The organism is Pandoraea sp. NPDC090278 (assembly GCF_044772185.1).
Classification (GTDB): domain Bacteria; phylum Pseudomonadota; class Gammaproteobacteria; order Burkholderiales; family Burkholderiaceae; genus Pandoraea.
In genome coordinates this window covers 278576-305381 of record NZ_JBIVYJ010000002.1, presented here as the reverse complement: position 1 = coordinate 305381, position 26806 = coordinate 278576, and the positions used below count along the sequence as shown (strand labels likewise).

The 26806-nt window shown below is 64.1% G+C and carries 18 protein-coding genes; 11 read left to right on the top strand and 7 right to left on the bottom strand.

The genetic code is table 11. The features are described 5' to 3' along the window. Positions 1-164 precede the first annotated feature (164 nt). The 6 genes from ACIQWO_RS09735 (at position 165) to ACIQWO_RS09710 (ending at position 9439) form a co-directional block, all read left to right on the top strand. The gene (locus tag ACIQWO_RS09735; RefSeq protein WP_402822544.1) at positions 165-1940 is read left to right on the top strand and encodes a ClcB-like voltage-gated chloride channel protein; all 1776 of its coding nucleotides are present in this window, start codon (positions 165-167) and stop codon (positions 1938-1940) included. Further along, positions 1937-3946, top strand: a complete 2010-nt coding sequence (gene mnmC, locus ACIQWO_RS09730; RefSeq protein ID WP_402822541.1) for a bifunctional tRNA (5-methylaminomethyl-2-thiouridine)(34)-methyltransferase MnmD/FAD-dependent 5-carboxymethylaminomethyl-2-thiouridine(34) oxidoreductase MnmC — start codon at positions 1937-1939, stop codon at positions 3944-3946. Before ACIQWO_RS09735 ends, mnmC begins: the two co-directional genes overlap by 4 nt. Positions 3947-4439: 493 nt before the next feature. Beyond that, positions 4440-5645 carry a cation:proton antiporter gene (locus ACIQWO_RS09725; RefSeq protein ID WP_402822538.1) on the top strand — a complete coding sequence of 402 codons (1206 nt, stop codon included), beginning with the start codon at positions 4440-4442 and terminating at the stop codon, positions 5643-5645. Between the two features lie 3 nt (positions 5646-5648). Continuing rightward, the gene (locus ACIQWO_RS09720) at positions 5649-6764 is read left to right on the top strand and encodes a YbdK family carboxylate-amine ligase (protein WP_402822535.1); all 1116 of its coding nucleotides are present in this window, start codon (positions 5649-5651) and stop codon (positions 6762-6764) included. A gap of 1405 nt (positions 6765-8169) precedes the next feature. Continuing rightward, on the top strand, positions 8170-8811 hold the full coding sequence (locus ACIQWO_RS09715; RefSeq protein ID WP_039394218.1) for a MarR family winged helix-turn-helix transcriptional regulator: 642 nt from the start codon (positions 8170-8172) through the stop codon (positions 8809-8811). Positions 8812-8986: 175 nt separating this feature from the next. After that, complete coding sequence (locus ACIQWO_RS09710; RefSeq protein WP_046290246.1) at positions 8987-9439, top strand: SET domain-containing protein; 453 nt, start codon at positions 8987-8989, stop codon at positions 9437-9439. A 21-nt stretch (positions 9440-9460) separates the two neighbouring features. Here the strand turns inward: ACIQWO_RS09710 and ACIQWO_RS09705 are convergent, their stop codons facing one another. Beyond that, positions 9461-9766 (bottom strand): 4a-hydroxytetrahydrobiopterin dehydratase, encoded by a 306-nt coding sequence (locus tag ACIQWO_RS09705; protein WP_039394212.1) that lies wholly within the window; start codon positions 9764-9766, stop codon positions 9461-9463. Between the two features lie 170 nt (positions 9767-9936). Next, positions 9937-10782, bottom strand: a complete 846-nt coding sequence (phhA, locus tag ACIQWO_RS09700; protein ID WP_150810860.1) for a phenylalanine 4-monooxygenase — start codon at positions 10780-10782, stop codon at positions 9937-9939. 141 nt (positions 10783-10923) lie between these two features. Between phhA and ACIQWO_RS09695 the strand changes: the two genes are divergently transcribed. Continuing rightward, positions 10924-11418 carry an Lrp/AsnC family transcriptional regulator gene (locus ACIQWO_RS09695; RefSeq protein ID WP_039394205.1) on the top strand — a complete coding sequence of 165 codons (495 nt, stop codon included), beginning with the start codon at positions 10924-10926 and terminating at the stop codon, positions 11416-11418. Between the two features lie 68 nt (positions 11419-11486). On the opposite strand, the gene ACIQWO_RS09690 is transcribed toward ACIQWO_RS09695, so the two are convergent. Further along, a complete protein-coding gene (locus ACIQWO_RS09690; protein WP_046290244.1) occupies positions 11487-12002 on the bottom strand; it encodes an FUSC family protein in 516 nt (171 codons plus the stop codon). Between the two features lie 233 nt (positions 12003-12235). Here ACIQWO_RS09690 and ACIQWO_RS09685 point away from each other — a divergent pair, with 233 nt between their 5' ends. From ACIQWO_RS09685 to ACIQWO_RS09670, 4 genes are all read left to right on the top strand, one after another. Then, entirely contained in the window at positions 12236-18271 is a 6036-nt protein-coding gene (locus ACIQWO_RS09685) for an MG2 domain-containing protein (protein WP_402822524.1), read from the top strand. 20 nt (positions 18272-18291) lie between these two features. Then, positions 18292-19011, top strand: coding sequence for a lysoplasmalogenase (locus ACIQWO_RS09680; RefSeq protein ID WP_402822521.1), 720 nt, complete (start codon positions 18292-18294; stop codon positions 19009-19011). A 53-nt stretch (positions 19012-19064) separates the two neighbouring features. Continuing rightward, positions 19065-21338, top strand: a complete 2274-nt coding sequence (pbpC, locus tag ACIQWO_RS09675) for a penicillin-binding protein 1C (RefSeq protein WP_402822518.1) — start codon at positions 19065-19067, stop codon at positions 21336-21338. A gap of 208 nt (positions 21339-21546) precedes the next feature. Next, positions 21547-22518 carry a delta(1)-pyrroline-2-carboxylate reductase family protein gene (locus ACIQWO_RS09670; RefSeq protein ID WP_402822515.1) on the top strand — a complete coding sequence of 324 codons (972 nt, stop codon included), beginning with the start codon at positions 21547-21549 and terminating at the stop codon, positions 22516-22518. A gap of 27 nt (positions 22519-22545) precedes the next feature. On the opposite strand, the gene ACIQWO_RS09665 is transcribed toward ACIQWO_RS09670, so the two are convergent. From ACIQWO_RS09665 to ACIQWO_RS09650, 4 genes are all read right to left on the bottom strand, one after another. Continuing rightward, a complete protein-coding gene (locus ACIQWO_RS09665) occupies positions 22546-23385 on the bottom strand; it encodes a heme ABC transporter ATP-binding protein (protein ID WP_402823895.1) in 840 nt (279 codons plus the stop codon). A 66-nt stretch (positions 23386-23451) separates the two neighbouring features. Beyond that, positions 23452-24594, bottom strand: a complete 1143-nt coding sequence (locus ACIQWO_RS09660; protein WP_402822512.1) for a FecCD family ABC transporter permease — start codon at positions 24592-24594, stop codon at positions 23452-23454. Between the two features lie 129 nt (positions 24595-24723). Further along, positions 24724-25620 (bottom strand): hemin ABC transporter substrate-binding protein, encoded by an 897-nt coding sequence (locus ACIQWO_RS09655; RefSeq protein WP_402823892.1) that lies wholly within the window; start codon positions 25618-25620, stop codon positions 24724-24726. A gap of 71 nt (positions 25621-25691) precedes the next feature. Next, complete coding sequence (locus ACIQWO_RS09650; RefSeq protein ID WP_402822509.1) at positions 25692-26801, bottom strand: hemin-degrading factor; 1110 nt, start codon at positions 26799-26801, stop codon at positions 25692-25694. Positions 26802-26806: the final 5 nt, after the last annotated feature.

Below are 26806 nucleotides of genomic sequence, written 5' to 3'. Positions count from 1 at the left end.
TTTTCTCCATCCGAATCTCGCCCGATTCGCCCCAGCGAGCCTCGCTGTAAGCGTCCCCGACAAAATTCCCTCTGAAAATTACGTTACCTGAGCAATCCTCAGTTTTCGCGGCAAAAATCACTCGCCGGGCCGTGCGCTTTCAAAAAAAGGCGTCGATCGATACCATGAGGCCCAACTACGACAACAACTGTCTTCTATCCGTGTCAGCAGTGTCCGCCTGGGCCAAATCGCCCGTCGTTGTGTGGGTGCGGCGTCAGTTCGCACCGAACACCCTGCAAATTACGTTGCTGCTCGCTGGCATCGTCGGGCTGCTGGGGGCGTTGGCGACCGTGGCGTTTCGTGAAGCACTCTCCGGTCTGCAATTTCTCCTCGCCGGTCATCACAGCGGCATGGTCGAGCTGGCGCTGAACTTCAACTGGTGGCAGCGCCTGCTGCTGCCCACCGCTGGCGGCCTGATCGCCGGGCTCATCCTCCAGTACGCCACGCTCTGGGTGCCCAAGAAGGGTTCCGACGACTACATGGAAGCCATTGCCATCGGCACGGGCGTGCTGAGTCTGCGTCAGACGCTCGTCAAAAGTCTGTCGTCGCTGTGCTCGGTGGCGTCGGGTGCGTCGATTGGCCGGGAAGGGCCGATGGTGCAGCTCGCCGCGATGTTCGCGTCGCTCGTCGGCCGCATTCTCGCGTTCCCGCCCGAGCGGCTGCGCCTGCTGGTTGCCTGTGGTGCAACGGCGGGTATCACGTCCGCTTACAACGCCCCCATCGCGGGCGCGCTGTTCATCTCGGAGATCGTCTACGGCTCGATCTCGACGGCCACACTCGGGCCGCTGGTCGTGGCGTCGGTCATCGCCAACATCGTGATCCGCCAGTTCCTCGGCTACGACGCGGTCTATCAGATGCCGCGCTTCGACTTCGTCTCCGGCTGGGAAGTCTTTTTCTACGTCGGTCTCGGCGTGCTGGCCGGGGTGCTCGCGCCGCTGTTCCTGCGCCTGCTCGACACCGCGAAGCAACGCTTCAGCGCCTTGCCCGTCCCGCTGTTCCTGCGTCTCGCGATTGGCGGGCTGATCGTGGGCGTGCTGTCGTTGCAGGTGCCGCAAGTCTGGGGGAATGGCTACAGCGTCGTGAACTCGATCCTGCATACGCACTGGGCATGGCAGGCACTCGCGATGGTGCTGGTCTTCAAGGTACTGGCGACCGCGTCGTCCGCCGGTTCGGGCGCCGTGGGCGGGGTCTTCACGCCGACGCTCTTCGTGGGTGCGGCGCTCGGCAGCCTCTACGGGCTGGCGATGAACGCGCTAGCGCCGTCGACGGCATCGGTCGCGAGCAGCTACGCCGTGGTCGGCATGGGCGCGTTTCTGGCGGCCACGACGTACGCGCCGCTGATGTCGATTCTGATGATCTTTGAGATGACACTGAGCTATCAGGTCGTCCTGCCGCTCATGCTCGCGTGCGTCACGGCCTATCTGACGGCGCACACGCTGCGCGCCGACTCGGTGTACGCCAAGTCGCTGCGGCGTAATCTGGTGGCGGGCCGCTGGCTCTCGATGACGGGCGAGGGCAGCGAGATGCGGCTGTCGTCGCTGGCAGTAGATAACGACGCCGTGGTGAGCGCCGCCGACAGCTCGGACGCCATCGGAGAGCGCTTCGTCGAGACCGGCTACCGCAATCTTGTCGTGCGCGCGGAAGACGGTCGCCTGATCGGCACGCTCGACGCCGCAAGCTGGTGGCGTCGACAGGCCACGGGCAAGCCGGAACTGTGGACGGAAACCGTCACGCCGTGCAAGGCGCTCGACGGCGATATGGCGCTGGTCAGCGCGCTTCGCTCCGTCGGCAAGATGCACGCCGACTGGGTGCCGGTGACAGGCGTCGAAGGGAAGTGGCTGGGCGTGGTCTCGCTGCCCGGGCTGATTGAAATCGTGACCGAAGAGCGGGGCGGGGAATGAGCCACCGCCCGGGCACTGGCCCGCTCGTTCCCGCGCAGCCGTCGGCGACCGAAGACGGCACGCCGTACTCGGAAGCGTTCAGGGACGTCTATCACCGCGCCGACGGCGCATTGGGTGAGGCGCGCCATGTATTCCTGGAAGGCAACGGCCTGCCCGGGCGCTGGCGCGGCCGCGATCAGTTCGTCATTGTCGAGACAGGCTTCGGTCTGGGCCTTAACTTTCTGGCGACGTGGGCCGCCTGGCGCGAAGACCCGCAACGTCCCGCGCGGCTGCACTTCGTCTCCATCGAGAAGTTTCCGTTCCGGCCGGTGGATCTGCGCCGCATGCTCGAACCCATGCTCGTGCAGCCGGGTATGACCGAACTCGCGCCGCTAGTGCAGCGGCTATGCGACGTGTGGCCCGCCCCAGTGGCGGGTTGGCACCGGTTGGAACTGACCCCGGGGGTCGTGCTGAGCGTGGGCTTCGGTGATGTCGCCGAGCTGCTGCCGACGCTGCGCGTCGGGGCGGATGCGTTTTATCTCGACGGGTTCTCCCCGGCGAGGAACCCCGATCTCTGGACACTTGAGGTCTTTAAGGCGCTCGGGCGACTTGCACGCGATGACGCAACGCTGGCGACGTACACGGCAGAGGAGCAGGTCAGACACGACCTCGTGGCCACCGGGTTTCAGGTCGTGCCGAATGACGGCGACGAGCCGAAGCGCTCGATGCTCGCCGGACCGTACGCGCCGCCGTACCGCATGCGACGCTACGATCCGCCGCCCGCACCCGCGCCGCGTGCACGGGAAGCCATCATCGTCGGGGCGGGCATGGCAGGAGCAGCGATGGCACGACGGCTCGTCGCGCGCGGCTGGCGGGTCCGTCTGTTCGAACGGGCACAGGCCCCGGGCACCGCCGCCTCGGGCAACCCGGCCGGTGTCTTCCATCCGCAATTGTCGGTCGACGACAACGTACTCTCGGGACTGACGCGCGCCGGTTTTCTCTACGCGCTCTCCCAATGGCGCACGCTGCCCGGCGGTCTGCCCGGACACGCCGACGGATTGCTTCAGGTCGCCACGTCCGACACGGAAGCGCAGGCCTTGCAGCAACTCATGGATGCGCACGCGTATCCGGAGTCGTATGCGAAATGGGTGGACGTCGAGCAGGCCTCGGCGCTCGCCGGGGAGACGCTCGCGTATGGCGGCGTCTGGTATCCGGAGGGGGGATGGTTGGCACCCTCGATGCTCTGCCGCGCCGAGCTGGTCGCTGCCGGGCCGTCGCTCGATGCGCGTTACGGTGTGAGCGTCGAACAGCTTGAGCGCCGTGAGGACGGCCGCTGGACGGCGCTTGACGACGCGGGTCGTGTGCTTGCCGATGCGGATGTCATCATCGTGACGGCGGCCGACGCCTCCCAAAAGCTGCTCTCGCCCTTTATCGCGCCCGAGTTCCTCCCGGTACGTCGGGTGCGCGGGCAACTGACTTTCCTGCCGCCCGATGTCTTGCCCGGCCTGCGCGTGCCCGTCTGTGGAGATGGCTATGTCGCGCCGTCCCCTCTGGGCGGTGCTGGCCCCGTCACGGGTGCGACTTACGGTTTCGACGATCCGGCCGAGGAAGTGCGTCTGGCCGACCATCAGGCGAATCTGCGACGCCTCGCTGCGCTTCTCCCGGCCCATGCCGAGTTGTTCGGGGACGCGGGCCTCGCCAATGAGAGCGCCGCCGCCGAGCTGGGCGGGCGCACGGCGTTCCGCGCGATGGTCCCCGATCGTCTGCCGATGGCGGGGCAGTTGCCGGATCTGAGCGCCATCGAGCCGCTACGGCGGCGTCTGACCGGTGGGCATCTGCGGGATCTGCCACGGCTCGACGGCTTGTACGCGAGCTTCGCATTCGGGTCGCGGGGGCTGGTATTCGCGTCGTTGTGCGCGGAGCTGGTCGCCAGCCAGATCGAAGGCGAACCTTGGCCCATCGGCGGCGATCTGGCGGACGCCATCGATCCGGCGCGCTATCTGATGCACGCACTGCGCAAGCCGTGACGAGAGCGGCGGCAGGGGCGACAGGACGCCCGAATCGTCAGGCAAAACCCAGCGCTAGCCGTTATTCGCGCCCTTCGCCGCAGGCGAATCTACTGCGTCATAGGCCGGTTCTCCGAAAGTGCCAGCACTCTCAATAAATCGAATCTGACCCTTTAGGGGTTTAACGTCCGCCCCATGCGGGGGCGGCACGCCTCCGGCGCTGGCCCCCGTACTTTCCTGCCTCAGAGCCGATCTCAGGCGTCCGAAGGTCGGTCCGTCTCCCTGAACGCTTTGCAGAAATCCGGCGACGGGCGGTGACGCGGCCGGACACGCCCGTGCGACGGGGCGGCGGCCGTCGAGACGACCGTTTGAAAGCCTTGGAAACCGTCTGTGGCAAAATGACCCCAACCCTTCGGGTCCGTCGCGCATTTGTCCTTTCATCTGCAACCCCGCGCGCGACTTTCTTTCCTTTTCACCACTTGATGCGCCGTCAAGCGGCGCAAAGCGAGCATTAATGACGTCGGAACTGTCCCTTTTTCCGGGCTGGCCGCCGACGCCCGATCCCGTTTTCTTCGCAGGGCTGGCATTGGTATTTGCCGGTCTCGCGGGGGAAATCTGTTTCCGGAGACTGCGCCTGCCGCGCATCACCGGTTACGCCGTGGTCGGGCTGGTCGGTGGCACCCTGGGTCTTTCCTCAATGCTGGACGCGCAGACGAGCGCGGCCATCCGGCTGCTGATCGACCTGGCGCTGGGTCTGCTGCTGTTCGAACTGGGTAGCCGCCTCAACCTGAAATGGATGCGGGCCAATCCCTGGATCATCGTCACCAGCGCGCTCGAAGCTTTGCTCACCTTCATCGCGGTCTACGTGGTGTTGCGCGTTTTCAGCATCTCGCCGCTCACGGCGGTCCTGATCGCATCCATCAGCATGGCGACGTCGCCAGCGGTGGTCATCCAGCTCAAGAACGAGCTGCGGGCCGAGGGGCAGGTGACGGAGCGTCTGCTGGCGCTGGCCGCCCTGAACAGCGTCTACGCGGTCGTAGCGGTCAAGCTCGTCTACGGCTGGATGCACCAGGCCTACCACTCCAGCTTCTGGGTGGTGCTGTTCCATCCGCTGTATCTGCTGATCGGCTCGATCGTGCTGGCGTTCGTGTTGGCCAAGGCCTGCAATCTGGTTTTCCGTCAATTCGGCAGCCAGGACCATCACGCTTTCGTGATGCTGATCGGTCTGATCATGCTGATGGTGGCGCTGGTGCACATGCTCAAGCTGCCGAACTCGCTCACGCTGCTGCTCGCCGGGATCATTTTCCGGAATCTGGATGAGCGTCCGCAGCTCTGGCCAGCGTATTTCGGCACGGCGGGCTGGTTGCTCGCCGTGGTGCTGTTCGTCCTCACGTCGCTGGCGTTCCAGTGGCAATACGTCGTGCTGGGCGGAGTGGCGGCGCTGGCGATCATCGTCGTGCGTGGCATCGCCAAGGTCGTAGGCACCGTAGCGGTCGCTCATCAGGCCGGTATCAGTTACAAGCAAGCCGTCGCGCTCGGGATGTCGTTGTGCCCGATGGCCAGTCTCGCGTTCGTACTCGTTGCCGACACGTACGACATCTACCCGCAGTTCGACCCGATGCTCAAGGCCGTGGTGATGTGCACCATCGCGTTGCTGCAACTGGCTGGCCCGCTGGTGGTCTATTGGGCATTGGCCCTTGTCGGTGAACGGAAGGATTAAGCCATGTCATTAGAAGAATTCATTCCCTCGAAGCCTTGCACCTTCGGGGTGGAGCTGGAGATGCAGATCGTCAATCGTCACGATTACGATCTGACCAAGGCTGCGTCCGATGTGATGCGGCTCGTCGCCAAGGAGACGCATCCGGGCGAGATCAAGCCTGAGATGACGGAAAGCATGATCGAGCTGTCGACGGACATCTGCCATCACCACAGCGATGCCGTCACCCAGTTGCGTCGTGTGCGCGACGTACTGGTGGCTGCCAGCGACCAGCTCAACGTCGGCCTGTGCGGCGGCGGCACGCATGCCTTCCAGCGCTGGAGCGAGCGCACGATCTACGACTCCCCGCGCTTTCACTTCCTGTCCGAACTCTACGGCTATCTGGCCAAGCAGTTCACGGTGTTCGGACAGCACGTCCACATCGGTTGCCCGGATCCGGACAGCGCGTTGTACCTCCTGCACGCGATGTCGCGTTACATCCCCCATTTCATCGCGCTGTCGGCCTCGTCGCCCTATGTGCAGGGGGTGGACACCGGTTTCCATTCGGCCCGCCTGAACTCGGTTTTCGCGTTCCCGCTGTCGGGTCGTGCGCCGTTTGTCCTGGAGTGGTCCGAATTTGAGACCTACTTCGACAAGATGGTGAAAACGGGCGTGGTCGAGAGCATGAAGGACTTCTACTGGGATATCCGTCCTAAACCGGGTTTTGGGACGATCGAGGTCCGGGTGATGGATACCCCCTTGTCGGTGGACCGGGCGGCCGCTATCGCCTGTTACATCCAGTCTCTGGCCCATTATTTGCTCAACGAGCGTCCGTTCAAACTCAGCGAGGACGATTACCTCGTCTACACGTTCAATCGCTTCGAGGCCTGCCGTTTCGGTCTGGAAGGCGCTTACGTGGATCCGCAGACGGGTGAGCGCTCCATGCTGGGCGATCACATTGCGAAGACCCTGGAACTCATCAAACCGCATGCTGCCGTCCTCGAAGCCGAAGCGGCCTGTGAGGATATTCGTCAGCTCGTGTCGTCAGGAAAGAACGACGCTGTCTGGTTGCGCGAGATCCATGCGGACGCCAAGTCGCTCAACGAGATGGTTCGTCAGCAGTGTCTTCGCTGGGCCGCGTAGCCTGAAACACTTGTTGCAAGGTCTGTCGGTTGTCAGACAACCGGTTTGACGAAACCCCGCCTCGGCGGGGTTTTTTCTTGCCCGACGGTTTTGCAGCAGGGGCTCTGCGGCAGCTTTACGTCTCGCTCAGAGGCAAGCCTTTGCGCCACGGCGTTCTGCAGGACCGAAATCCGTCGAATCACGCATCGCAGGCGCTGCGCTCTTCACTTTCTCCACTGTTCGGTGCAACAGGCTTTTTCGCCGTTTTCGCGTGGCTCACAGCAAGGTTTTAAGGTTTTAATAGGTTTACTGTATGTATACATAGTAGTAGTTAACAAAGGCAGCCAACTTCTGTGGATAACCACAGTAAACGTTGAGTAAACAGGAAGTTGCCGGAATGAGAACTGGATGGACAAACAGCGGGTATCCAGAGAACAACTCTGAACAGTTTTCGACCCCTGTGGAAAGATTCGCGACTTATCCCGAACCCATGCACGACTAGTCCGATAACTTATCCATAAAGTTATCCACAGGCGCTTAAATATTGTGCAAAGCACCCCCGAAAACACGGTTTTGTGGATAATTTTGACGTTCTCACATTGGCCGACCGGTTCGCGGCTACAATCTCGCCACGCCGAATCCCGGACCTGCCGTACGTGGTGTAAGAAGTGAATGATGTTGGTTTTGCTGGCCGTAACGAGCGACAGCCTCCTTTTGGTCAAATTTCTCAATTCGCGTGTTCCGCAGCACTCGCTTGCCGACACGCCGATCAGTTCTTTCCCTTTTTTTTCGCGCAGCACGACCCTCGGCCACTGACGATCGACGGTTGTGTTTCAAATCATTTGCGTTCTGTCCTAAACGCAGGGGAGTCTGTGCGCGCGCGCCATGACACGGGCAAGGCAGCGTTGTCTCGAATATCTAGTGATTTTGGAAGGGGACGTAACAGGGACGCTGCGCACGTGCTGCGCGTCGTTACGGTCTACGAGCCACGTCTGGAGAGGCTTTGCGAGCGAGGTGAGAATTGGTCTGGGGTACGACGTGCTTCGACACGCCGCCGCGCGTTACATCAATTCAGCGAGCGATGTAATTCGCATGGGATGCGAAACGTTTTTTTCGATGCGACGTTTCGCTGCACAAGTGCGCAGGACACCAATATTTTGTAAACATCATGAGTAGGATTTGGGAGATCAGTACAAGAACTGATACGCCAAAATTAAACTCAGAACACACAATGGAATCGTGGTGGGGCGGCAGGTTCAACAGCGACTCGCCGTCGAGTATCGACACGGAAGTGGCTTAGGGTTTCCCCCGGGCGGGGCGCCGAAATATACGAAGCAATAGGCAGAGACGTGTGATGCACCGCCCGTGAGTTCATTTGACAAGCTGTTTTATCGACGTTTAGTTTTTAGAAATCCTAACGAAAATCATGGCTACCCCGACCCCACTTGATGAACCGCTTTCCAAGCGCGTCACGGCAAGCTTGCTGCGCATGGGAACTGCGTTACGGAGCCACGCCTGGGAAGGCGCGGCACTGTCTGGATTGACGCCGACGCAGGGTGAGATTCTCACGCTCCTGCTCATGCGCGGCGTGCCGATGCGACTGGGCGAAATTGCGGAGGATGCCGCGCTCACATCGGCCACGGTCAGCGAGGCCGTGAGTACGCTTGAGAGCAAGGGCCTGGTCGAGAAACGTCGCGATGCCAACGACGGTCGAGCGCTGGCTTTGCGCCTGACGGCCAAGGGCCGCACGTCCGCTAAACGGGCTTCGCAATGGGCAAGCTTCGTGACGACGGCTGCCGACGTGCTGAGCGAGAAGGACCGGGCACAGCTGTACCGCATGCTCGTCAAGCTCATGTCCACAATGGAGAGCCGAGGGGACATGCCGCAGCAACGCATGTGCCTGACCTGCGAGCACTTCGAAGCTGCGCCGCGCGGCAAGGGCATGTACCACTGCAACTATTTCAATACGACGTACGACGATTCGCGTCTTGCGATCGACTGCAATGCGCACCAGGAAGCCGACCTGGCGACGCGCAACAAGGTCTGGAAGCTTTACAGCAAGAGCTGAACGCCGGGCCGGTATTCGCTGCGCTCGGGTGGGATCCCGGCGCTGGGCGAATCAAGGGGGAGAACGTCATCCGCGACCGGGTGACGTTTTTTTTCGTCTGTCGTTGTCACGCACATGACCGTCGCGTGCCTGTACACTGCGCTTTTTTGCATCCACGAAACCTCATCGCATAGAGATGGCAGCCAAGCGCAGAATCGAAGTCAGGAAGTCGGGCGTCCACGGTAAGGGTGTGTATGCGGTCAAGCGCCTCAAGAAAGGGGATCGCGTGATCGAGTACAAGGGCGAGATCATTTCGTGGCGCGAGGCGTTGCGTCGCCATCCGCACGATCCGGATCATCCGACCCATACGTTCTACTTCAGCCTGGAAGACGGTCGCTGCATCGACGGCAAGGTCGACGGGAACAATGCTCGCTGGATCAACCACGCGTGCTCGCCGAACTGCGAAGCGCGCGAGGAAGGGGAGCACGTCTATATTTATGCGATGCGCGATATCGATGCGGGCGAAGAGCTTTTCTACGATTACGGTCTTGTGATCGACGCCCGCTATACCAAGAAACTCAAACGCGAATACGCTTGCCACTGCGGCAGCAAGGCCTGTCGCGGCACGCTGCTCGCGCCGAAGCGCTGAGCGCGTGAAGGACGGGGAAGGTTAGCGCGACGCGCGGTCGCCGGCGAACTGGTCGATGGCCAGCGCCAGGTCGACGTCGCGTTGCGTGAGGCCGTCGGCGTCGTGCGTCGAGAGGGTGATGTCCACACGGTTGTAGACGTTGAACCACTCCGGGTGATGGTCCATCTTTTCCGCCTTGAGCGCGACTTGCGTCATGAAGCCGAAGGCTTCGTTGAAGTCGTGAAACGTGAAGCTGCGCTGGATGGCGTCGCGTCCGACCACCTGGTGCCACTCGGGCAGCACTTCGGCCAGGCTGGCGCGTGCCTCGGATGAGAGTCGTGTTGTCATGGCATTCCTTTCAAAACGTTTCTTGCAACCATGAACGGCCGGTTCGCCGGTTCGCCGGTTCATTCGGCCTATTGTTTCACAGGCGGGCGGCGCACGTGTGTAAGCGCTGTCTGATCGCGCTTGAAGGGGGCTTGGGACGAATGGGCCCGGGTCGCCCCGGGGCCGTGCCATCATGCCGGCAGCAGAATCTGCGTGTCTTCCGGGCGGCGTGCGTTGGCTTCGAACGACGGCTGTTCGGCAAACGCCTTAAACAGCGCCGGGAGGTCGGCGCGCATGGCGTCGAACAGTTGGGCGAAGTCGTCGATGACGAAGTACGTCTGTTGAAACGTATCGATGCGGTATTGCGTGCGCAGTACGCGTTCGAGCGAGAAGCCGATGCGATTCGGCTCGCGCGAGGTCAGTGAGAACTCCGTTTCACCACGGCTCGATACGATGCCCGCGCCATAGATCCGCAGACCGTCGCCGTCACGCATCAAACCGAATTCAACCGTGTACCAGTACAGACGTGCCAGCAGCGGCAGCGCGCCGAGCGATTGTGCAACCGTGCCCGCTTTCCCATAGGCCTGCATGAAGTCGGCAAACACGGGATTGGCGAGCAGCGGCACGTGACCGAACACGTCGTGGAAGCAATCGGGTTCCTGAAGGTAGTCGAGCTGGTCCGGACGGCGCATCCACCAGGTCGCCGGGAAACGGCGATTGGCGAGGTGGTCGAAGAAGACTTCGTCCGGCACGAGACCGGGCACCGCCACGACCTGCCAGCCGGTGGCTGCCATCAGCTTTTCGTTCAGACGTTCGAACTCCGGAACGCGACGCGCGTCCATGTCCAGAGCACGAATGCCTTCCATGAAGGCATCGCAGACACGGCCGGGCAACATCGCCGTCTGGCGTTCGTACAGCTGCTGCCACACCGCGTGATCGACCGCGCCGTATTGCTCGACGGGTTGATCGATGGTGAAGTCGGAGCGGGTCGTGAGACCTGCGTCGAATTGCTCCTGGAGCATGGCAGTAAGGGACATGATGCGAACGACTCAGTTAAGCGGTGACAATGATTGAAAGTGTATTGCGCATGGCATGCGAAATGGGCGCATAATGCGCCTGTGGTGAAAGTCGTTTGCATAAATTTCGCATAAAAATGTGATTTATTGCGGAGAATCGTCATGCTTGATCTGGATAGCTTCGATTTGGCCCTTTTGGACGCCTTGCAGAAGGAAGGCCGGGCCACCCATCACCAGTTGGCAGAGCATGTGGCGTTGTCGGCGTCGCAGATCGGTCGACGCCTGCAACGGCTCGAAGCCGCGGGCGTGATCGAGGGGTATCGCGTGGTGTTGCGCCCCGAGGCATTAGGCCTGGCGGTGACGGCGTTCACGACCCTGCGCCTGCAACATCATGGCGATCAGGTCATCGAACGGTTTCAGGCGGAGATCGATCTGTTGCCCGAAGTGCTGGAGTGCCACGCTGTGGTGGGCGAAGCCGATTACCTGTTGAGGATCGTGGTGCCGGATCTGAACGCCTTGTCGGCGTTCGTGATGAAGCGGCTGATGCAGGTGCCGGGCGTGGAGAACGTGCGCTCGAACATCGTGCTGAGCGCATTCAAGCGCAGCAACGCATTGCCGCTGAGCTATCTGTCGAACAACCGTCCGGCGTCACGCTGATCGCTGTCGATGTCGGCATGAGGGTGACGCTGCGCGGCACTAGCTGCCGCGTTGCCCCGGGACGGGGTTCAATCCTCCGGCATTAGCCACGGCTTCACGTAGCGTCCGTAGATCAATGACTGGATAAGCGCGACGGTGGAGCCGATCAACACTTCGATCACGCGCAGCATGGCGAGGCTGAGCTCTTCGTGCAGCCCTTGCCCCTGTCCGCTGAGCGCCGCCGACATCAGAATCACCACCGTGGCTGGCCCCAGACGCCAATTCGCCGGATAGTTCTGCACCAGCATCGCGGCGAGCGTCGCGATCGTAATGCCCACCAGCATCGCCGCCAGACCCGGCCCCATCACCAGCAGCACGATACATGCCACGACCGCCCCGGTGATCGTGTTGATCGAACGCGCCTTGAAGTTGCTGCGGGCCTGCAATGGATCGGGCTCGGTCACGATGATGAGCGAGATCATCGCCCAGTACGGTTCGGGAAAGCCTGCGGCGCGCAGGCCGAACCAGACGATCAGCGACCCGGTAAGAATCTTGACGAGATAGACCAGCGCGTTCTTCTTCGGGTGCAGAAAGGCGATGGACATGGGCAGCGCAGGTGACGAATGCGGGAAGCGCCAGTGTGACATAGGGCGCTTTCTTGTTTAGCCCATTCGCAAGATTTTCGAAGCGAATTCCGAGCGACTGTCCGGACGATTCCGACCCCAACGGGGATCTCATCCCAAATATCGTTTTCCGCCCAAGTTCTGTTGGGAAACGGTTCGATATGCCAAAGACTGCGGGTTAGAATCGCCTCACCAGAACCCGGGAGGAGTCCGGCATGCATAGCCGAACGCAACGCGTCTGGCCGACCGCGCCGTTGGCGTGGGCGGCGCTGAGTCTTGGAATTGTCATGGCGTCGCCAGCACAGGCCGCTCGCGTCGTAAGCGTCAGCCCGCAGGGCGAGGTCGCGAGTGTGAATCAGGTCGTCGTCAAGTTCGACGAAGCGATCGTGCCCGCAGGCGATCCCCGGGCGACCGCGCCCGCTACCGTGCGTTGTACGGATGCGACGCTGACCGGCGACGGTCACTGGCTCGAACCCAAGATCTGGGTCTTCGACTTCAAGAGCGATTTGCCGCCGGGCGCGAAATGTTCCGTCGAGATGCGCAGCGGCCTGTCCGCCGTCTCTGGCACCGCACTCTCCGGCACCACGAAATACGCATTCAATACTGGTGGTCCCGCCGTCTCGTCTATCCGTCCGTCGTACGGTCCTATCGACGAAAACCAGATTTTCATTCTCACGCTCAACGGGGCGGCAACGCCTGCCAGCGTGCGCCAGAACGCCTGGTGTGAAACGGAGGGCGTGGGCGAGCGTATCGGCGTCAAGTGGATCGAGGGCGACACGCGCACCGCGTTGCTAAAGCGATTCAATCTCGACAAGCAGTCGGCGCGCGTCGTCATGCTGCAATGCAATCGCACGCTTGCGGCCGGTGCGAAGATGCATCTGGTCTGGGGGGCGGGGATTGCCACGCCGTCCGGGGTGCCGACCAAACAGGCACGCCGTTTCGAATACGAAGTACGTGAGCCATTTACGGCGAGCTTCAGTTGCGAGCGCGAGAATGCCAATGCGCCGTGTACGCCGTTGCGTCCGCTGCGTCTGTCGTTCAGTTCGCACGTAGCGCGAGACATGGCCGCGAAGATTCGCCTGCAGGGAGCAGGGGCCGAACGGTCGCCGAAGGCTAGCGATTCGGACCGCTCGTCGAGCGTGAGCGAGGTTACCTTCGATGCGCCGTTCCCGGAAAAGGCCGAGCTGACGATCACCCTGCCGAAAGGCTTTACGGATGACAGCGGCCGCGCGCTTGATAACGCCAGCGAATTCCCGTTGAAAACGAAGACGGCAACGATGCCGCCGTTGGCCAAGTTTGCTGCGGCACCTTTCGGCATCGTGGAGCGATTCGCCGAGCCGGGTATGCCGCCGATGCTGCCGGTGACATTGCGCAAGGTCGAATCTGCGCTGCAAATCAATGGTCTCGGCGTCGCGGGCGAAGCGGCGAAAGTGGGCGACGCGGGGCGGACGTTGCAATTGCGTGTCGACGATGACGCCGATGTGCTGACGTGGATGTCGCGCGTGCGTCGCTTCGACGAGACGACGATGACGCGCAAGCAGATCGCGCAGGAAATGCCGTCGATTCTGACGGCACCAGCTGCGAAGGAAGCGTTTGGACCCAACGCGGCGGCCATCGTCGAAGAGAAGGTCACGCGATACGACACGCGCAGTCTTTCCCTGCTCTCGGGGCTGCAGGGGGTTCAGGCCCTGACGCTGCCCGTGCCGAAGGAGAAGGATCCCCGGCCGTTCGAAGTGGTCGGTATTCCGTTCCAGAAGCCCGGCTTCTATGTCGTGGAACTGGCATCCCCCTCGCTTGGGGCGGCGCTGTTGGGCAAGTCGTTGCCGATGTACGTGCGCACCACGGTGCTGGTGACCAATCTCGGCGTGCACTTCAAGATGGGGCGCGAGAATGCGGTCGCATGGGTCACGACGCTCGACAAGGGGCAGCCGGTCGCCAACGCGAAGGTGCGCGTGCTCGACTGTGACGGCAGTGAAGTCGCGACGGCCGTCACCGACAAGACGGGCGTGGCGAAGATCGACAAGGCGCTCGAACGTTACAAGTACTGCCAGAAGACGGGCCGCTCGGGCTACTTCGTAGTGGCGCGCACGCAGGGCAACGATCCCGATATGGCATTCGTGTCGTCCGATTGGGATCGCGGCATTGAACCGTGGCGCTTCCATGTGCCGACCGACGGCGGCAACAGCCCGACCGTGCGCGCGCAGACGGTGTTCGATCGCATGCTGTTCCGTGTGGGCGAGACGGTGTCGATGAAGCACTTCATCCGTCAGGAGACGATGCAGGGGCTGGCATTACCGGCGAGCCTGCCGTCGCAAATGACGATCACGCACGAGGGCTCAGGCCAGACGTACACGCAGCCCCTCACCTGGCGTAACGGACGACTGGCCGAGAACACCTTCCAGATTCCGCAGGGCGCGAAGCTGGGCGAATACGCGGTGACGCTGGACTACACGGACAACGATTCGCGGCCGAAGACCTATCCGCAGTCGCTCGACGCCGGGCATTTCCGCGTGGAGGCGTTCCGTCTGCCGGTGCTGGCTGGATCGATTGGCGTACGCGATGCCGCGAAGTCGCCGCTGATCAACAAGACCGAAGCGCCGGTGAATGTGCAGGTGAACTACGTCGCGGGAGGACCGGCGGGCAATCTGCCGGTGCGCGTGTCGGCATTGATGCGCGTGCGCGATCTCACGTTCGACGGGTACGACGATTACAGCTTCACGCCCTATCGTCCGCCGTCCGCCCAATCGGGTGGCGACGATGACGATCAGGGCAACGACGAAAGTTCGGGGTCGAGCGACCAGAAGCTGGTGGCCGACAAGCAACGGCTCGTGCTCGACCGCAACGGGGCAGGCACGTTGACGCTGAAGGATCTGCCGAAGGTCGACCGTCCGAGCGATCTGGTGCTCGAAGCGAGCTTTGCCGATCCGAACGGCGAGATTCAGACGCTTCGCGGAAACGCCACCTTGTGGCCAGCCAACCTGATCACCGGCGTGCGCAGCGAAAGCTGGGTGTCGGTGACCAACAAGCTGCCGGTCAAGGCGCTGGCGCTGGATTTGCAGGGCAAGCCGAGGTCGGGCGTGGCGATGGAGGTGCGCGCGGAGGCGCGTATCACCACGAGCAGCCGTAAGCGGATGGTGGGTGGCTTCTATGCCTACGACAACCGCACCGAGGTCAAGGATCTCGGCAAGGTGTGCAGTGGCAAGACGGACGAGCGTGGCGAGTTGTCCTGCGACGTATCGCTCTCCCAGCCGGGCGAGATCACGCTGGTCGCGCAGGCGAAGGACGACAAGGGCAACCTGAGCACGTCGACGACCGGTGTGTGGGTTACGGGCCGGGGCGAAGTCTGGTTCGGCGGTGACAACACCGACCGGATGGACGTGCTGCCGGAGCGTCGCGCTTACGAGCCGGGCGAGACGGCCAAGTTGCAGGTGCGCATGCCGTTCCGTTCGGCAACGGCGCTGGTGGCCATCGAGCGCGAAGGCGTGATGGAGACGCGTACGGTGGAGATTTCGGGCAAGGATCCGAACATCTCGCTGAAGGTCGATCCGGCGTGGGGGCCGAACGTCTATGTCTCGGTGCTTGCGGTGCGCGGACGCATCCACGAAGTGCCCTGGTACTCCTTCTTCCAGTGGGGGTGGAAACAGCCTCTGGAGTGGTTCCGCGCGTTCTGGTACGAGGGCCGCGAATATCAGGCCCCGACCGGTCTGGTCGACCTGGGCAAGCCCGCATACCGGTTCGGTCTGACCGAGTTGCGTGTGGGGACGGCGGGCCAGCGCCTTGCCGTGGAAGTGAAGCCTGACGCAGCGACCTATCCCGTGCGCGGTCACGCGAAGGTCCGCATCAAGGTCACGCAGCCAGACGGGAAGCCGGTCGCAGCAGGTTCGGAGGTCGCGGTCGCCGCGGTGGACGAAGCCCTGCTCGAACTCGCCCCCAACACGAGCTGGAATCTGCTCGATGCCATGTGGCAGCGCCGCAGCTACACCGTCACGACGGCGACGGCGCAAATGGAGATCATTGGCCGTCGTCACTACGGGCGCAAAGCGGTGCCTGCCGGTGGCGGCGGGGGCAAGAGTCCGACGCGCGAGCTGTTCGATACGCTGTTGCTGTGGCAGCCGCGCGTGGTGCTCGACGACAAGGGCGAGGCGACGGTCGACGTGCCGCTCAACGACTCGCTGTCGAGTTTCCGGATCGTGGCAGTGGCGGATGACGGCAAGCCCGGCACGCAGGCGCTTGGCTGGTTCGGTACCGGTTCGGCGACGATACGCTCGACGCAGGACCTGCAACTGATCTCGGGATTGCCACCGCTGGTTCGCGAAGGCGACAACTACCGTGCGCAGTTCACCGTGCGTAATACGACGCAGCACGCCATGCAGGTGCAACTGACCGCGCGTGCGACGCAACTCACGCTCGCACCGCAACGCATCGACGTGCCAGCCGGGGAGTCGCGTGAGGTGATGTGGGAAGTCACCGCGCCGACGGGGCTGGCCGACACGCGTGCGCAGCGGGTGCTGTGGGAGGTCAGTGCGCAGGCACCGGCAGCGGGCGGTGCGCCCGCCGCGAGTGACGCGATCAAGGTGGGGCAGGACATTCAGCCGTCCCTGCCAGCGACGGTGCAGCAGTCGGTGCTCACGCAGGTCGAAGGCAGCCTCACGTTGCCGATGGCGCCGCCCGCAGGGGCGGTGGCGGACAGCACGGGCAAGTTGCGGGGTGGCGTGCGCGTCAACATGCAGCCACGCCTGTCGCAGGGATTGCCGGGGGTGAAGCGCTGGTTCGAGCTGTATCCGTATGCTTGTCTGGAGCAGCAGGCGTCCAAGGCGCTCGGCTTGCGCGACGTTGCGCAGTGGAAGCGCGTGATGGGCACATTGCCGTCGTATCTCGACGAAGATGGCCTCGCGAGCTACTTCCCGCCGCAGGAGGGTTTCGCCAATCAGGGCAGCGATACGCTGACGGCCTATCTGCTTGCGATGAGCAACGAGGCGAAAGCGCTGGATCCCGCTTACGGTCTTCCGGAAGATGCGCTCGCGCGCATGGAGGACGGACTGACGGCGTTCGTGGAAGGCCGCCTCACGCGGCGCTTCTGGGCACCGCGCGACGACCTGACGCTGCGCAAGCTCAGTGCGATCGAAGCGCTCTCGCGCTATGGGCGCGCCAACGCCCGCATGCTCGGTTCGCTGACGATTGCCCCGAACGACTGGCCGACGTCGGCCGTGATCGACTGGTACGCGATCCTGCAACGACTGCCCGACGCACCGCAGCGTGCTGAGCGCATGGCGCAGGCCGAGCAGATTCTGCGGGCGCGCCTGTCGTATCAGGGCACGCGGGTGGGCTTCTCGACGCAGGGCACCGACGGGCTTTGGTGGCTCATGGTCGGTCCGGAGACCAACGCGGCGCGGCTGGCATTGCTGATGAACGCGAACCCGGCATGGCAGGACGACATGCCGCGTCTCGTGATCGGCTTGCTGGGTCTTCAGTCGCGCGGGGCATGGTCGACAACGACGGCCAACGTCTGGGGCGGATTGGCGGTGGACCGCTTCTCGGCGCGTTTCGAACGCGATACGCCGACGGGGCAGACCACGGTCCAGTGGCAGCGCGACAACCAGACGAGCGGCGGGGTGCAGAGCGTCGACTGGGACAAGCTCAAGGCAGGCACCGTGCCCCCGACCGTGTCGCTGCCGTGGCTGAGCAACGCGGCTGCCGGTACCGACAACGCGCGTGACGTGTTGCGGCTTGAGCAATCCGGCGTAGGCAAACCGTGGGCGACGATTCAGAGTGTCGCCGCAGTTCCGCTCAAAGCGCCGTTTGCGGCGGGTTATCGCGTCACGCGCAGCATTCAGGTGCAGGATGCGGCGGACAAGTCTGGCGACAGCTTCGTGCGGGGTGCCGTGTTGCGTGTGCGTCTCGATATCGACGCGCAGGCCGACATGCGCTGGGTCGTGGTGAGCGATCCGATTCCGGGCGGGGCGACGGTACTGGGTGGCGGGCTTGGACGCGACTCTGTCATTGCGACGCAGGGCCAAAATGGCGAAAAGAGCGAAGGCGCGATGCCTGCGTTCGAAGAGCGCGCGCAGGACGCCTATCGCGCGTACTACGACTATCTGCCGAAGGGGCAGCATCGTATCGAGTACACCGTGCGTCTGAACAACGTCGGTAAGTTCGCCACGCCGCCTACGCGCGTCGAAGCGATGTACGAACCTGCGATGTATGGCGAGACGCCGCACGCGCCGGTGCAAGTTGTACCGGCCAAGCAATGACGCATGGGGGACCGATTGCAATGACGTCGAACTTCTTTGCGCCTGCGGCGGCGCTGCCGCGCGAGGCACGCCGCTTCTGGTGGCTCGCGGCCGTGGCGGGGGCCGCCTACGCCGTCTCGTTGCGTGGCGCGCCGTATGCGGATCAGGCCATCGCGAAGGTGTTCCTGTGTGCGCTGCTGTTGTTCGCCGCGCTGTATCACCGGGTGCCGCGCGAGCGGGTCTGGCTCTGTGCGGCGATCATCTTCTCCGGAGCGGGCGATGTGCTGCTCGCGCTCCCGACGCTCGCGCAGGGCTTCGTGTTCGGACTGGGGGCGTTTCTGGTGGCGCACCTCGCGTACTTCATGCTGTTCTGGCGAGTGCGTCGGCCGTGGGCGCAGGTGCCGCGCTGGCATCGCGTCGCCATCGTTCTTGTGTGGATTGCGGCGGCGCTTCTGTATGCCCTGTACTGGTCCGGCATGGGGGCGTTGAAGGCGCCGGTCGCGTGCTACGTCGTCGTGCTCGCCATGATGGCCTCGGCGGCGCTACTGGCCGATGTCCCGGGCGAATGGGCGCCGGTCGGTGCGCTGCTCTTCACGGTATCGGATGCGCTCATCGGCACCACCCGCTTTGTGGGCTCGGTGCCCGCGCAGGAATACGCGATCTGGATTCTGTATGCGCTCGCGCAGTTGCTGCTCGTCGCGGGCGTCATGGCGATCCGTACGCCGGTGCAGGCACCGTCGCCGTTGAATGAGAAAGGATGAAGCCAATGTGCGCAGTGCCTGATGGGCGTCGTGGAGGCATTGTGCGTGGTGTCATGCGTCGAGTCGTGCTGAGTGTCGTGATGGCGCTCGGGCTGCTTCAGGCGCCGGTCGTCGCACACGCGGTGCCGTCGTTCGACGAGGTGCGCCAGGATTGGCGTGCGTCCGACTGGATTTTGCTGGATCGTCGTGGCGAGCCGCTGCAGCGCCTGCGCGCCGACATGCAAGCGCAACGCGGCGACTGGGTGACGCTGGCCGACGTGTCGCCTGCCTTCCGTGAGGCGCTGATCGTCTCGGAAGACAAGCGGTTCTACGAACATAGCGGGGTCGACTGGCGGGGTGTTGCCGCCGCCGCGTGGGGCAATCTCTGGCATTCGCGTACGCGTGGCGCGTCCACCCTGACGATGCAGTTAGCGGGCTTGCTAGACGACGATCTGCGTCCCAGTGCGCGCAACCGGTCGGTGACGCAGAAGATCGGACAGGCAGCGACGGCGCTCTGGCTGGAGCAGCGCTGGCGCAAGGACCAGATTCTCGAAGCGTATCTGAATCTCGTGCCGTTTCGCGGCGAACTCGTCGGCATCTCGGCCGTCTCGCAAACGCTGTTCGGCAAGCTGCCCGTCGGGCTCGACGCGCGTGAGGCGGCGATTGCCGTCGCGTTGCTGCGTGCCCCCAATGCGTCTGCCGGGCGCGTCTCCCAGCGCGCGTGCGGCATTCTGAAGGACATGGGACAAGGGGCCGATTGCAGCGGGTTGGAAGGTTATACGCAACTGGTGTTTTCGCGTCCCGCGAGCGTGATGGCGACGCGCGACGCCGTGAGTCTCGCGCCGCATTTCGCACGTCGCGTGTTCAGCGAAAGTCGTCCACCAGCGGGCACACGCATCACCAGCACGCTGGACGCGAATCTTCAGCGCATGGCGGTGAATACGCTGGGGCAGACGCTGCGCGAGTTGAGCACTCCGGGCCGTGCGCGCAACGTGCAGGACGGCGCGATTGTCGTGATCGACAACGCGAGCGGCGACATCCTTGCGTGGGTCGGATCGTCTGGGCCGTTGTCGTCTGCGGCGCAGGTGGATGGCGTGACGTCGCTGCGTCAGGCAGGCTCCACGCTCAAGCCGTTTCTCTACGCGCAGGCGATTGCCGAGCAGCGTCTGACGGCGGCGTCGCTCCTCGACGATTCGCCCATCGATCTGCCCACGGGCGGTGGCCTGTACATCCCCCAGAACTACGATCGTCACTTCAAAGGATGGGTCAGTGCGCGCACCGCGCTCGGCTCGTCGCTCAACGTGCCTGCTGTGCGAACGCTTGTGATGGTCACGCCGCGCCGGTTTGCGCAGACGCTCGTCTCGCTCGGTTTGCCGCTCACGCAAAGCGGGGATTACTACGGCTTCAGCCTGGCGCTTGGCAGCGCCGACGTGACGTTGCTGTCGCTCACAAATGCGTATCGCGCGCTGGCGAATGGCGGTACGGCGAGTGGCATTCGCCAGCGCATGCCTGAGCGTGTCGCGTCGACGTCGCGAGCGCGAACGGACGATAAGGCGGCGAGTAAGAAGGCTAAGGACGACAACCGCACGCATCCGGAGGGAGGTACCCCGGTCTTCTCGCCGCAGGTGAGCTTCATTGTGTCCGACATGATCGCGGACCGGCAGGCGAGAACGCGCACGTTCGGTCTCGACAGTCCGCTCTCGACACGTTACTGGACCGCTGTGAAGACAGGCACCAGCAAGGATATGCGCGACAACTGGGCGGTCGGATATTCGCGTCGCTATACCGTGGGTGTCTGGGTCGGTAACGCGGACGGCGCGCCGATGTGGGACGTCTCCGGTGTCTCCGGTGCCGCGCCGATCTGGCATCGCGTGATGGACTATCTGCATCGTCGAACCGCCAGCTTGCCGCCTGCGCCGCCACCCGGTGTGGAGCATGTCGCAGTGCAGTATGCCGAGCACGTCGAACCGGCACGCGAGGAGTGGTTTTTGCCCGGCACGTCGCAGAGCACGATTGCGTTGTCCGCACTCGCCACGAAGGCCCCGAGCGGCCCGCTCTGGCGCATTGCCGGGCCGACGGACGGCACCATCGTCGCACTCGATCCCGACATCCCGCCCGCCAACCAGCGACTGTGGTTTCAGGTGGCCGCAGCGTGGCCCAAAGGCGCGGCGTGGCGACTCGACGGCAAGCCGCTTTCGGGCACGTCGCGTGTGGGGTGGTTGCCGTGGCCGGGACGTCACACGCTTGAGCTGGTCGACGCATCTGGCACGGTGCGCGACAGTGTTCGCTTCGAGGTACGCGGTGCGACCGTCAACGACGACAAACGCATGCGCAATGCGAGCCGCTGAGCGCATGTGCGCGATGACGCATCGTTCGCACAGCGGTCTGAATCAGACGCGACGATACGAAATGTCACGATTAAATTTTGATGTGGCAGACGCGTTCACGCGATGCGCGCTACACTGAAATCAGACTTGGCAAAGCGTGACGCGATGCGACGACGACGAGTGCAAACTCCGCCGCCCGAAGGCGTACGCCCCGAAGCGGAGACAATCGATGATCACGCTGGATGCGCATCAAACCGCGCAGTTGTTGCCCTATCCTCAATTGGCCGACGGTATCGAGGCCATGCTCATGGAGATGCGCTCGGGCACCGCGCGCGCCCCGGAGCGTCTGCACTTTCCCCTGACCGAACCCGAACGCGGCCGCCGCACAGGCGTGCTGCTCGTGATGCCTGCTGTCAATCGGGATGTCGCGATGACCAAGCACATCACCGTGCATCCCGAGAATTGCCGTGCGGGCAAACCGTCGATCATCGGAGAGGTGATGGTGTTCGACCCAAACACCGGCGAGCGTCAGATGCTGCTCGACGGACCGACCGTCACCGGGCGTCGTACCGCTGCCGTCACGCTTTTTGCAGCGAGAAAGTTTGCGCCGCGTCCGAAGGGGCCGGTGCTGATCGTCGGTGCGGGTGTGCAGGCGAGGGCGCATCTGGAGGCCTTCGCGGCGGGCATGGGCACGCGTCATTTCATGATCTTCTCGCGTAGTCCGGAGCGCGCGCACGCGCTGGCCGATTACGCCGCGACGCTCGGTGTGGAAGCGACCGTGGTCGATGCCATCGAGCCCGTACTCAATACCGTCAGCATCGTGATCACGGCGACGACCAGCAGCGAACCGGTGTTGCCGGACAGCGACGTGACGCGTTGGCGCGACGACATCTTCGTTGCGGGCGTGGGCGCGTTTCGCCCGGACATGCGCGAGTTGCCGCCGCAACTATGCCGCGACGCCGCCGTGCGTGGCACGCTGGTGGTCGATACGTGGGAAGTGAAGCACGAGGCGGGCGATCTGCTGCACGCCGCCATCGATTGGGGACGCGCCGCACCCCTGATGGACGCCATCATCACACCCGACCGTTTCCGATCGAGCGGGCCGGTGCTCTTCAAGAGTGTGGGCTATGCGCTGTGGGATCTCGCGGCGGTGTTGTGCGCGCGCGCGAATCTTGCGAAGGATGGTGTGCCCGCCACCTGAGCAATTCGGCGGGCCGTTAGACGGACATTAGGCGGGCAACGCGAACGGCACGCCTGCGGATGCTCCCGTCGGCACTGGGTATCCCGATGCCGTGTCTGGCGTAATCACATGCACCGGCAGGCCCAGCGTCGTTTCGATCAGATCGGCACGCATCACTTCGCGTGGCGTGCCGGTGGCGAGAATGCGTCCGTCGGCAAGCAACGCCATACGGTCGGCGTGACGCGCCGCGAGGTTCACGTCATGCACGATGGCCATCGCACCAAATCCCCATGACTTTGCCAATGTGCGCGTGAGCGACAGCAGATGATGTTGATGGGCGAGGTCGAGCGCCGCCGTCGGTTCGTCGAGCAACAGATATCGCGGCACCGACGGGGCCGATGCGCTCTCGTCAGGCCACAACTGTGCAAGCACCCGCGCGAACTGCACGCGTGCCCATTCCCCGCCTGAGAGCGTCATCACGTCGCGATGGATCAGCGACAGCGCACCAGCCTGTTCGAGCGCGAGTGCGGCAATCTCCGTGTCGCTACGGCTCGCCTTCGGAAACGGCAGACGTCCCATCGTCACGATCTCCAGCGCACTGAACGGAAACGACAGCTGTGCCGTTTGCGGCAGCACGGCACGCAGGCGTGCGAGCGCCGCCGTCGAGTATTGCGAGAGCAGCGCACCGTTGAGCGTGATCGCGCCGCTCATGTGCGTGCGCGGCGGCAACGGTTCGCCCGCCAGCGCCTTGAGCAGGGTGCTTTTGCCCGCGCCGTTCCGGCCGAGCAACACAAGCAACTCGCCGGGACGAATGTCGAGCGAAAGCCCGTCGAGCACGGGTGAATCCGAGTGGGCGATGGTGAGGTCGTAGGCACTGAGCATGGCGATGTCCTGATGTTGGCCGGTGTCGTCAGTCGGCAGAGGCGGTGGTCGTCTGGCGAGCGCAAGCGCCCGTCACAGACCGAACTGCCCGCGGCGTCGCCACAGCAGCATGAGGAAGAAGGGCGCACCGAGCAGCGCCGTCAGAATGCCCAGCGGCAATTCGGCAGGCGCGACCCACGTGCGGGCAACGAGGTCCGCGAGCAGCGTCAGAATCGCGCCGAAGAGGGCCGCCGCAGGCAGCACGGCGCGCGGGTCGGGGCCGACCACCAGACGCACGATGTGCGGCGCGATCAGGCCGATGAAACCGATCATGCCGCTCGACGCCACCAACGCGCCCACGCACAACGCACACGCCACCATCACGCGTCGCTTGACCGATTGCACGGCCACGCCGAGGTGCAGCGCTTCGGCTTCCCCGAGCAACAACGCATTGAGTGAGCGGCACTGCGAGGCGAGGGCGACGATGCCCAGTGCGACCGGCCACACGATCACCGCGAGCATCGACCATTGCGCGCCGCCAAGACTGCCCAGCGTCCAGAAGGTGAGCGTGCGCAATTGCGTATCGTTCGCGAGATATGTCAGCAAGCCGATGGCGGCTCCGGAGACGGCATTGATGGCGATGCCTGCGAGCAGGAGCAATGGCAGGGCGAGACGGCCGCGTCCGGCGGCCAGACGATAGACGAGTGCCGTGACCCCCAGCGCACCCACGAACGCCGCCAGCGGCAGCATCCACAAGCCGAGTGACGCCGCGAGTGCAGCGGGCAGCAACACCCCGCCGAGCACGATCACGCCAGCGGCACCAAGCGCCGCGCCGCTCGCTACGCCGATCAGCCCTGGGTCGGCAAGCGGGTTGCGAAAGAGCGCCTGCAATGCGGCACCGGCCGCGCCGAAGCCTGCGCCGACAAGAACACCCAACACGATGCGCGGCAAACGGATCTGCAACATCACGTTGCGCGCCTGATCCTGCGCAAAGTCGCCCGTCGCGCCACGGAATAGGGCGGTGATGGCGTCGACGGGCGCGATGCGATATGCGCCGCCACACAACGCGGCCAGCACCGCGGCGGCGAGCAGGCCGACGAGTACCGTCATGACGATCCAGCGCGGCGGACGCCGACGTGCTGCGCCGGTATGGCGCGGCACATCAGGACGGTCGGTCGAGGCATTGGGCGTCGCGGTCCGGCTGCGGCTGGACGCGCTGGACGAACTTGACGACATGGGCTTCGGAATCGGAGGAGCGGCTGACATGGCAACGATGACTGGCGAGTGGCTGGCGAATGACGGGTTCGGGGCCGGAGGGAGGGGACGTCACGAAATTGCTCGTGACGTCACGCCTCGCAGCGGCCCTCAGGCGGTATGCACGCGCCTGGCAAGCTCGGCAACTGCTTGCGGCAGACGCGGGCCGAAGCCGAGCAGATACAGGGCATCGAAACTGACGACGCGTTTGGCGCGACCCGCCGGTGTGTTGGCGAGTCCCGGCTGCGCGAGCAACGTGGCGGCGGGGTCGGCGGGCGACGGTCCCGTCGTGGTCGTGAGCAGCACGTCGGGCTGCGCAGCGACAGCGGCCTCAGCGGTCAGCGGACGGTAGCCGTTGAACCCGCGCAGCGCGTTCTCGGCACCGGCGTAAGCCAGCATGGCATCGGCGGCGGTGTCCTGCCCCGCGACCATCACCTGATTGCCTGTGTGACCGAGGATGAACAGCACGCGCGGACGCTTCTGAATGCCGTACATCTCTTCGACCTTGCCACGCACCTGAATCCAGTCGGACATGAAACGTCCTGACACGCGCATGCCTTCGTCGTTCAGCTTCATCGCGTTCGCGACACCGCGAATGTTGTCGCGCACCAGCTCGGCCGTATAACCGTGCTTGAAGTGCTGCACGGTCACGCCTGCGGCCGCAATCTGCGACAGCACGTTGGGCGGCCCGGCTTCGGCGCCTGCGAGCAACAGATCGGGATGCAGCGAGAGCACACCCTCGGCCGAGAGCGTGCGCAGGTAGCCGATCTTGGGCAGCTTGGTCGCCGCTTCCGGATACAGGCTCGTCAGATCGTTGGCGATCACGCGATTCTGCGCGCCGAGTGCGTAGACGATTTCCGTCAGCGCGCCACCGGCGACGATCACGCGCTTCGGGCCGTCCTTGGCGACGGAGGCATCCGTTGCCGCATGCGCCGCGCCTACGAGGGCATGCGGGAACAGTGCGCCGAGCCATGCGCCTGCGGCGAGCGTCGCGCCACCGCCGAGCAGGGCGCGACGTGAAACGCGGGATGTCCCGCGTGCCTCGGATGCGTCGACCGGATTGTTCTCGTTGGGCTTGGTCACGCTGATGCCTCCGCGACCCCTTGCGAACCCTCCACACGCACCAGCGTCGCGCGCCAGTCTTCGCGTTCGGCCTGACCCGGCTTGCGCTCGCCGAAGAACATGGCGATCACCATGCCCGAGGCGTCGAGCAGTTCGAGCGACGAGACGATGCCGTCCGCCGTCGGCTTGCGCACGATCCATGCGGTGTCGACGAGGTCTTCGCGCAGATGCAGATTGAAGCCCGGATCGAGGATGTTGACCCACGGGCCCATCATGCGAATGTTCTTCACCGGGCCGGTGTGGATCTGGATCATGCCCGCATTGCCGACGAAGATCATGATCGGCAGATCGGTACCGGCAGCGTCTTCGAGCAGCGTACGGACGGAGGCGGACGACACGCGTTGCGCGTGACCGGCGGGCGCGAGACGCAATGCCTGCGCGCGCGACACACCGTGACGCTTGAGCATGTCGAAGAACTGGTGAGTGTCGGTCATCGCAAGCCAGTCGCGCTGGAAGGCGTCGGCGTCGATGTCGGCGTCGGGGGTCTCGGCCTTCGGGGCGTCGGCCGCGACAACGTGCTGACCCGGCGTCTGATCGTCGGCGCGGAAACGGGCGACGAGCGCTTCAAAGGCGGCGACGTCGCTGTGATCGCGCAGGAACATCTTGTGCACGGCGGTGCCGGACTTGTCGAAGAATTGCAGCGAGCGGCGCGGGCCGTTTTCCGCAGGTGTTTCGACGGCGTAACCGTAGGCCCACTGGTGATAGAAGATGCGCAGGTCGAGGTCCTTGCCCAGACCCAGACCGATGGTGCCCTGATGCGAGAGCTTTTCGTACTGACCGTCCTTCTCGTGGACGGCGGCGTTATTGCGCGTGAGCGCCATGACGCGTCCGAGCGCAGGCAGCGCTTCGACGATCTCGACGAATTCCGGACGCAGGCGCACGACGTGCTCGCCGACGAATGCTGCGACCGTCTCCCCTTCGGACACACCGAGTGCGGCGGCGGCGTCGCGATCGCGCAGGTTCTGTTCCGTCTTCACTCGTTGGAATTCGCTGCGCAGACGGGTGACGTCGGCGAGCGCGGGGAATGCCGGGCGGGCGGTGGAAGTGGCGTTTTGAGCGTTCATCATGGCAG